Genomic DNA, 7,271 nt, shown 5'->3' with positions numbered 1-7,271 from the left:
GTGCAAGATAGAAATTACTTTCTTTCTTACACTATTTATGGTACTAAAAAGACCCGAAGGTCTCTTTTATAAGTCACTTGGGTCTAGCTTGAAGGTGTCCCATTCTGATAGGTCGCCTGCTTTAAAGCCTTTTTGGTACCAACGGCTTCTTTGCTCGCTTGTGCCGTGGGTGTAGGATTCTGGGACTACATAGCCCTGGCCTTTCTTTTGGATAGTGTCATCTCCTATGGCCCAGGCTGTGGATATGGCTTCGTCTATATCGCCTTCTTCTAGGTAGCCTTTTTTGTGTTGGTAGCTTGCTACTACTCCTGCAAGATAGTCTGCCTGGAGCTCTAGTCTGACTGTGAGGGCGTTTCTTTCCTTTTCTGGGAGTTTTTGCATGAGTTTTTGGTATTGGTCCATGATGCCTGTGACATTTTGGACGTGGTGGCCGATTTCATGGCTTATGACGTAGGAGACTATGAAATCTCCATTTTTGGCCCCAAAATCATTGACCAGGCTATTGAAAAATGACAGATCCATGTAAACCTTATTATCTCTTGAGCAATAAAAGGGTCCAGTCCCTGACTGGGCAAAGCCGCATCCTGTATTGATTGCATCTTTGAATATATCCATCTGGGCTGGCTTGTAGTCGATTCCTTCCTTGGCCAGAATTTCTGTCCAGGCGTCTTCTGTATCAGCTAAGACTACTGCCGAATATTCATAAAGGTCTTTTTCTGCCTGGGTCATGACATATTCTTCTTGCTGGGTCTGTGGGGCTGTCTTTGTTGTAGATTCAAGGGCTGCAAATGGGTCTCCTGTCATTAAAAATATAACTAGGGCAAGGATTAGCCCTCCCCCACCAATGGCCAGGCCTCCTCGGCCACCACCACGGCCAGCATTATTTATATTTCCACTCTGTCTTCTACCTCTCCATTTCATAAAATTCTCCTTTTTCTTTATATAATGTTAATACCCAAATGTAGGCAATTTAATTTAGCCTTATCTTTAATCTTTAAAACTTATTTGGCCCTTTAAAGATTAGCTTTATACTTTAGTCAAGTTTAAGGTATAATATAAGAAATTACAGATACAAAGGAGAGAACATGAATTTTTCATTAGTTCCAATAGCAGATAAGAAATTTTTAAACTTCATCTACCTGGGCCTAGGCTCAAAGGGTAAGAGCCTTATTGCCCTCTTTAACACCAGGGGCAATACCATGATTAAGGAATCAGTGGCCAAGGACCTTGATATAGAGATGATTGATAAGGACTACATAGACGAAAAAAAGACCTACAAGAGGGCCTTTCTAGGCGAACTTCTTATAGGTGGTCTAAAATTAAACAGGGTGCCAGTTCTAATTTGCAAGGATTCGGTCTTTGACATAGGCCATGATCCAATGGGCAATACCAACGACTGCGACATGGTCCTAGGCTGGAATATTATCAGTCAATTTGCCTGGAGAGGAAATTTGGCCGAGGGTAGGTTTGAAGTCCAAACTTCTGATTTTACCAAAGCAAGCGGAAAGAAGACCAACCAACCAATCCTAAATATTGGCCTAGGTGATAAAATTATAAAGGCTGCCATAGACTCATCCAGACCTTTAACTATAGTTTCTAAATCTATCGGCAAGGAAGTAGTCGCATCTGACCCAGACCTTGCAAAAACTATGGATATGATGGGAGAAGCTACTGATGATGTAACTTACCTCAATAGATTTAGCTTTAAAATCGACAATAAGGATGTGAAAATCCAATCAGTATCAATCGACTCCGACCTAAATGATGCGGATATCCAAGTTGTCTTTGGTGCAGACCTTTTAAGGCAAACAAAATGGTCAATCTATGGCCCATCTGCCTTTATCAAGCTAGAAAATTATTAATCTTTAGACTCTTGCAAAAAAATACCCCAAATCTTAGCATTTCTAAGACTGGGGTCTTTTTTTATCCAATTATTAAGAAATATCCAAGGACTAGGACTCCTAAAATTATCCTATAGATGCCAAATGGGATGAAGTCGTTGTTTTTGACATAGGTTAGGAATTTCTTGATTACTGCATAGGCCACTAGGAAGGATAGGACCATGCCGAGGGCTATTAAAAACCACTCATAGCCTGAAAAGCCTGCTAGGTTTTTGACTAGTTTTAGGGCTGTGGCTCCTAGCATGGTTGGGATGGCTAGGAAGAAGGAAAATTCTGCCGCAGCAGGTCTTGATAGGCCAAGGACTAGGCCGCCGATGATTGTGGCTGCTGACCTTGATGTGCCTGGAATCATAGCAAGACATTGGAAAAACCCTATAGCAAGGACAATCTTATAAGGCACATCTGCCAGGCTCTCGTAGGCGAAGGCTTCCTTGCCCCTATTTTTCCTCTCGATTAGGATGATTATGAGGCCCCAAATTACCAGCATTGCTGCCACTGTGATTGGGTTAAAGAGGTATTTGTCGATCAAATCATCAAAGAGGAGACCTAAGACCATGGCTGGTAGGACTCCGACTATTACCTTAGTCCAAAGTATTATGGTTTGGCCATCTGGGTGGGTCAAGATAAAGTAGGCCTTAGACTGGCCATTTAATTTTTCATAATTTCTTGGGAGGGAAATTTTCCCTTTAGACCAAGGATTGAGCTTGTGAAAATAGATCACAACTACTGAAAGGATGGCTCCCAGCTGGATTATGACGTTAAAGGCATTTGAGAAGCCTTCTGGCGTTAGTTTTACAAATTGATTGACTAGGATGAGGTGGCCAGTGGATGATACTGGCAAAAATTCTGTAACCCCTTCTACTATAGAAAGGATTAGGACTTTGATTAGGTCGATTATCATTTAAATTCCTCCATGAATGAGTGTTTTTCTCCCCTTATTTGGTAACCTAGGACCATGTCGCAGTTAACATTTTCTGCTGATCTTAGGATTGATTTTTCTACTTCTGGGTTATCTTTTTTTATCTCTGCAATTAGCTTTTTAATCTCTGCCCTGGTGTGGGATGAGGTCGATTTGGTGACTGTGCAGGCACAATCAAGGGCAGAAAGGCCTGCAAAGTCCCTCCACCTGATGATATCTTCTTCTTTAAGATAATATAGGGGCCTTATGAGGTCCATATCATCGAAGTTTTGGGCAGTAAGCCTTGGCTTCATGGTCTTAAAATTGCCTGCATAGAGGACATTCATCATGATTGTCTCGATGACATCGTTCATGTGGTGGCCTAGGGCTAGCTTGTTGCAGCCAAGGTCCTTGGCCTTGGCATAGAGAAAGCCCCTCCTCATCCTGGCGCAGAGATAGCAAGGATTGCCCCCATCTGCCAAACTCTCTGATATGTCAAAGACCTTGGAATCGTAGATGCCAGCTGGGATTTGTAAATATTCCAGATTATGCTTTAACAGGTCTAGATTTTCCTGATCATAACCTGGGTCCATGCAAATATATTTTACATCAAACATGACCGGGCCGTGCTTGTGGAGCTCTTCAATAAGCTTGGCTAGGATTAGGGAATCCTTGCCGCCAGATATTGCAACTCCGACCACATCCCCTTCGCTAATGAGTTCAAATTCCTTGATAGCCTTGATAAAAGGCGACCATATTTCTTTTCTATATTTTTTAATAAGTGATTTTTCTATTTCTTTTATGTCTGTCATAATATTATTTCTTTCGATGGTTGGTATCTTTTAGCTACTTCTAGGTCTATATCCTTGTCTGTGTCTAAGCCTAGGCTATTGAGATAGGATTCGACTGTGATTTTTGAGAGGGCTTCTGTATTATTTGTCTCTGACAAGTGGGAAAGAAAGACCGCCTCCTTCTTGCCCTCAAGGGCATCTCCTAGGGCCTCAGCCGCCTGGTCATTTGAAAGATGGCCCATCTTGCCCATGACCCTGAGCTTGAGCTTGTAAGGATAAGGGCCAATTTTTAGGGCCTCCAGGTCGTGGTTTGCCTCCATATAATAAACATCTGACCCCTTAATCTGATAGGCAATCTTTTCGTCAATAACTCCTGTATCTGTAATCAGGCTAATCTTTTTATTGGCCAAGTAAATTACAAAACCTACCGGCTCATAGGCATCATGGTAGGTTGAAATTGGATAAATATCCATAGATTTAAAATTTAAAAATTCATTGGACTTAAAAATCTTAATCGAGTCGTCCTTGAGATTTTTAGTCTTTGGCAAATAAGCCTTCCAAGTGCCCTCGTTGGCATAGATTGGAAGCTTGAACCTCTTGGCAAGGACAGCCGCCCCCTGGCTGTGGTCGGTGTGCTCGTGGGTTAGGAAAATCCCATCAAGATCTGATGGGTGTTCGCCAATTTCTGCCAAAAGATTTTCAATCTTTCTACCAGAAAAGCCCGCATCGATTAGGATTTTGGTTCCCTCATAGGATAAGAAGGAGGTATTGCCAGATGAACCTGAAGAAAGGACTACAAATCTATTCATTTATATCCAGATACTTTCTGATAAAATCTGCTATGGATGGCTCATCATTTGTACCAATTACAAAATCAGCAGCCTTTCTAGTAGGCTCTGCCCCATTTCCCATGGCTACACCCACACCCACAAGGCCCACTGATTTTAAATCATTGAGTCCGTCACCAAAATACATCATATTATCAAGGCCAATGCCTGTTATATCTGCCAAATCCCTCAAGGCCTCAGATTTGCCAGCCTTAGGGTTAAGAATTTCGCTGATAAAGGGAGCATTTCTCATATACTTAAATCTCTTCTCAATATCAGCCCTATGCTTATCCTCAAAATCCTTCAAAATCTCAGGACTAGCTGAAAGGCAAACCCTGGCAATCTCATCAGGAATGTCATCAAGGCTGTCGTATTTAAGCCTTGGCATCCTCACCAGGCCCTTATCCTTAAGAAAAGCCTCATTAGGCTCATCTTCATTAATAAAAATAATATCCCTGGTGTGGATAGACATCTGAAGCCTAGGGTCATCAATCTGGTCAAAAATAAAGGCCACATCATCCTTAGTCAGGCTCTTATTAACAAGGGCTCTGCCAGTAGAATTTTGCCTAATAAAGGCCCCAGTAGAAACAATAGAAAGGTCATCATCATTCATCAAATCAAGCCCTTCCCTAATCCACCAATGGCCATTAAAAGTCCTGCCAGTGCAAAGGATAATTTTAATTCCCATCTCCTTTAAATTTTTTATAAGGGCCTTAGTTTCATCTAGCACCTCGCCCTTGCTATTAATAAGGGTCCCATCTATGTCAAAAGCAATTAGCTTAATATCTTTTTTCAATTTTTACCTCTTTACTAAATCTAAAACACATTTCAAATCCTTATTATTTTACTATTCTGGGGGCCTATATTCAATTGAAAAAGACCCCAGCTGGGCCTCTTAGTGTGTATATGATAATTTTAAATATTAGACTCCTCTTACAGGCCTTAGCTTCTAGGCTATGGCGAGAAGCTTTATTGAGAGTAATATAATATTTACCATCTCAACCTCTCTTCTACCCTCATTTTGAACTGTCTCTTCAAAGTTTTACAAACAATCCTATGGCATTTGTTGTTTTCTGCCATTTTGAGGAGATAAGGTAAAAGCATTACTGCCTGCTTCTTTTAAATACCCCTCGAATTCGAGGGGGTTAAAGTCTGGATTATTTAGATTTTCCCAAATATTCTATAGTATAGTAATTTCTCATCCAGTTTGCTACAACTACATTTGGTTCTTCTTTGTTTTCATACTTTGCTATATCCGTTAAGGATATATAATCATTCTTAAAATTTTCAGTATAAACTTGAATTGAAAATCCTTTAGCTGAAATTTTATCTTTTTTAATTTTTGACAATATGCTCCCTCCTTATTCTGGTTTAATCTTTATTACTTGTATTCTCCATAAAAAGATGGCCAGGGCACCGTATGGTTTCTGACATAATTTTAGGATTAAATCGTATATCCAATCAATAATTTTCAAATGCTATAAGCCACTATTTACCCATATGTATAATTTATTTCCCTTTTATTTTTCCTTACAACTGATTATTCCATCAAAATTTCTATCACTTTTTTTAGTATTATTCAAACCGACATTTTATTGTCACATAAATTATTATTTGATAAATAATGTAAAATATATGTACGCAAAAGGGACTGTTGCAAAACTATGAATAACTATCGTCCCATCATTAGAAGATAGCCTGTCCGGCTCATGGAGAACCCGTGCGGAGCACTCGAGCGAAGCGAGAAAAGCCTGTCGGCTCTTTGAGACTCTTGTTGGAAATTTTCGGGCCGACCGTCGGCTTCGGAATGCTTGCCGGCTCATGGAGGCAATTAGCCCGTCGGATCTTAGAGACTAGCCTGTCGGCGTGTGAGACTTTTCTACAAGGTTCCTCTAGTTATTTTGGACGATTTATTCATTCTGCAACAGTCCCTACCTATAATTATTGATATCTATTATTTAAATACTGTTCATTTGCCTTTAGGAGCTTCTTATAGTAATCATCATAGGTCTTGCTAAATTTTCTAATAAGTGGAATTGCTATTTCATAATATTGATTTTCCTTCATAAAGTTTTTAAGCTTTTCCTGGATCTGTTTCATCATGCTATTTTGATACTCTTCACTATTTTTATAGCTTTCATAATTAGAAATTGCATCTTCATTATCTTTCATCCACTTTTCTAAATTCTCAATAGCATCGAGTTTAGCCTGATTTATATCCTTTAAGGTTTTCATATCAAAGGGTGAGCTAATCTTCTCAATGTATTTTTTCTCTTCTTCAGTTAATTCAAAGGCAGGAAGTCTATCAAGATAAGCTATATATTTGTAAAAGGAATCCTTACCATCATCTTCTAATGGTTCATTCAAAAATGGTTGATAGGCAGCAAATAACATTTGTCCAAAATATCCCGGAAAAGCAATTTCTAGTTTTTCATAGATAGTTTCTTCCACCTCAAGTAGCGAAACTTTCTCATTGATTAGTTCATTGCTTTCACCTTTAACAATCATTTCTAGTATTTCCTTCCTTTTTTCATCAAGATCCAATTGATGTTGTTTTTCCCTTAAAACAGAAGATAGACTATGGCCACCTGACGATATACACTGATAAATATCAGAGATACTCATTCCCAATTTTCTAAATATAGATACCTTTTTCAGAATTTCTAAATCCTTAGTACTATAGTCTCTATAACCATTCTCAGATTTCTGAGGATGGATAAGTCCTTTATCCTCATAATACTCTATTGCCTTCCTAGTTAGACCCGTTTCTTTTTGAATTTTACTTCTTAACATAGTTTCTACCTCCTCGTATATTGGAGATGTAGTAAAAACACTACATTTTATTCTCAATCCC

Annotated in this window: 7 protein-coding genes and 1 pseudogene; 1 reads left to right on the top strand and 7 read right to left on the bottom strand. The window is 39.3% G+C overall.

What is annotated here, in order from left to right:
• Nucleotides 1-66 precede the first annotated feature (66 nt).
• A complete protein-coding gene (locus RRB46_RS10510) occupies nucleotides 67-921 on the bottom strand; it encodes a neutral zinc metallopeptidase (RefSeq protein ID WP_311538493.1) in 855 nt (284 codons plus the stop codon).
• A gap of 164 nt (nucleotides 922-1,085) precedes the next feature.
• Here RRB46_RS10510 and RRB46_RS10505 point away from each other — a divergent pair, with 164 nt between their 5' ends.
• Complete coding sequence (locus RRB46_RS10505) at nucleotides 1,086-1,862, top strand: hypothetical protein (protein ID WP_311538492.1); 777 nt, start codon at nucleotides 1,086-1,088, stop codon at nucleotides 1,860-1,862.
• 61 nt (nucleotides 1,863-1,923) lie between these two features.
• Here RRB46_RS10505 and RRB46_RS10500 read toward each other — a convergent pair whose 3' ends face one another.
• The 6 genes and pseudogenes from RRB46_RS10500 to RRB46_RS10475 form a co-directional block, all read right to left on the bottom strand.
• The gene (locus RRB46_RS10500) at nucleotides 1,924-2,802 is read right to left on the bottom strand and encodes an undecaprenyl-diphosphate phosphatase (RefSeq protein ID WP_311538491.1); all 879 of its coding nucleotides are present in this window, start codon (nucleotides 2,800-2,802) and stop codon (nucleotides 1,924-1,926) included.
• Nucleotides 2,799-3,611 carry an ATP-binding protein gene (locus tag RRB46_RS10495; RefSeq protein WP_311538490.1) on the bottom strand — a complete coding sequence of 271 codons (813 nt, stop codon included), beginning with the start codon at nucleotides 3,609-3,611 and terminating at the stop codon, nucleotides 2,799-2,801. Before RRB46_RS10495 ends, RRB46_RS10500 begins: the two co-directional genes overlap by 4 nt.
• Nucleotides 3,608-4,399: an MBL fold metallo-hydrolase gene (locus RRB46_RS10490; protein WP_311538489.1), complete on the bottom strand. Its 792-nt coding sequence runs from the start codon at nucleotides 4,397-4,399 to the stop codon at nucleotides 3,608-3,610. The genes RRB46_RS10495 and RRB46_RS10490 overlap by 4 nt, the downstream gene beginning before the upstream one ends.
• Entirely contained in the window at nucleotides 4,392-5,213 is an 822-nt protein-coding gene (locus RRB46_RS10485) for a Cof-type HAD-IIB family hydrolase (protein ID WP_311538488.1), read from the bottom strand. The genes RRB46_RS10490 and RRB46_RS10485 overlap by 8 nt, the downstream gene beginning before the upstream one ends.
• Before the next feature lie 244 nt (nucleotides 5,214-5,457).
• Nucleotides 5,458-5,766: pseudogene (locus tag RRB46_RS10480) on the bottom strand (KilA-N domain-containing protein); the annotation flags it as partial.
• Between the two features lie 592 nt (nucleotides 5,767-6,358).
• A complete protein-coding gene (locus RRB46_RS10475; RefSeq protein WP_311538494.1) occupies nucleotides 6,359-7,210 on the bottom strand; it encodes a MerR family transcriptional regulator in 852 nt (283 codons plus the stop codon).
• Nucleotides 7,211-7,271: the final 61 nt, after the last annotated feature.

Origin of the sequence: uncultured Anaerococcus sp. (assembly GCF_963512375.1) — a bacterium.
Lineage (GTDB): Bacteria > Bacillota > Clostridia > Tissierellales > Peptoniphilaceae > Anaerococcus.
The sequence above is the reverse complement of the archived record's forward strand: the minus strand, read 5'-3'. Positions and strand labels throughout refer to the sequence as shown.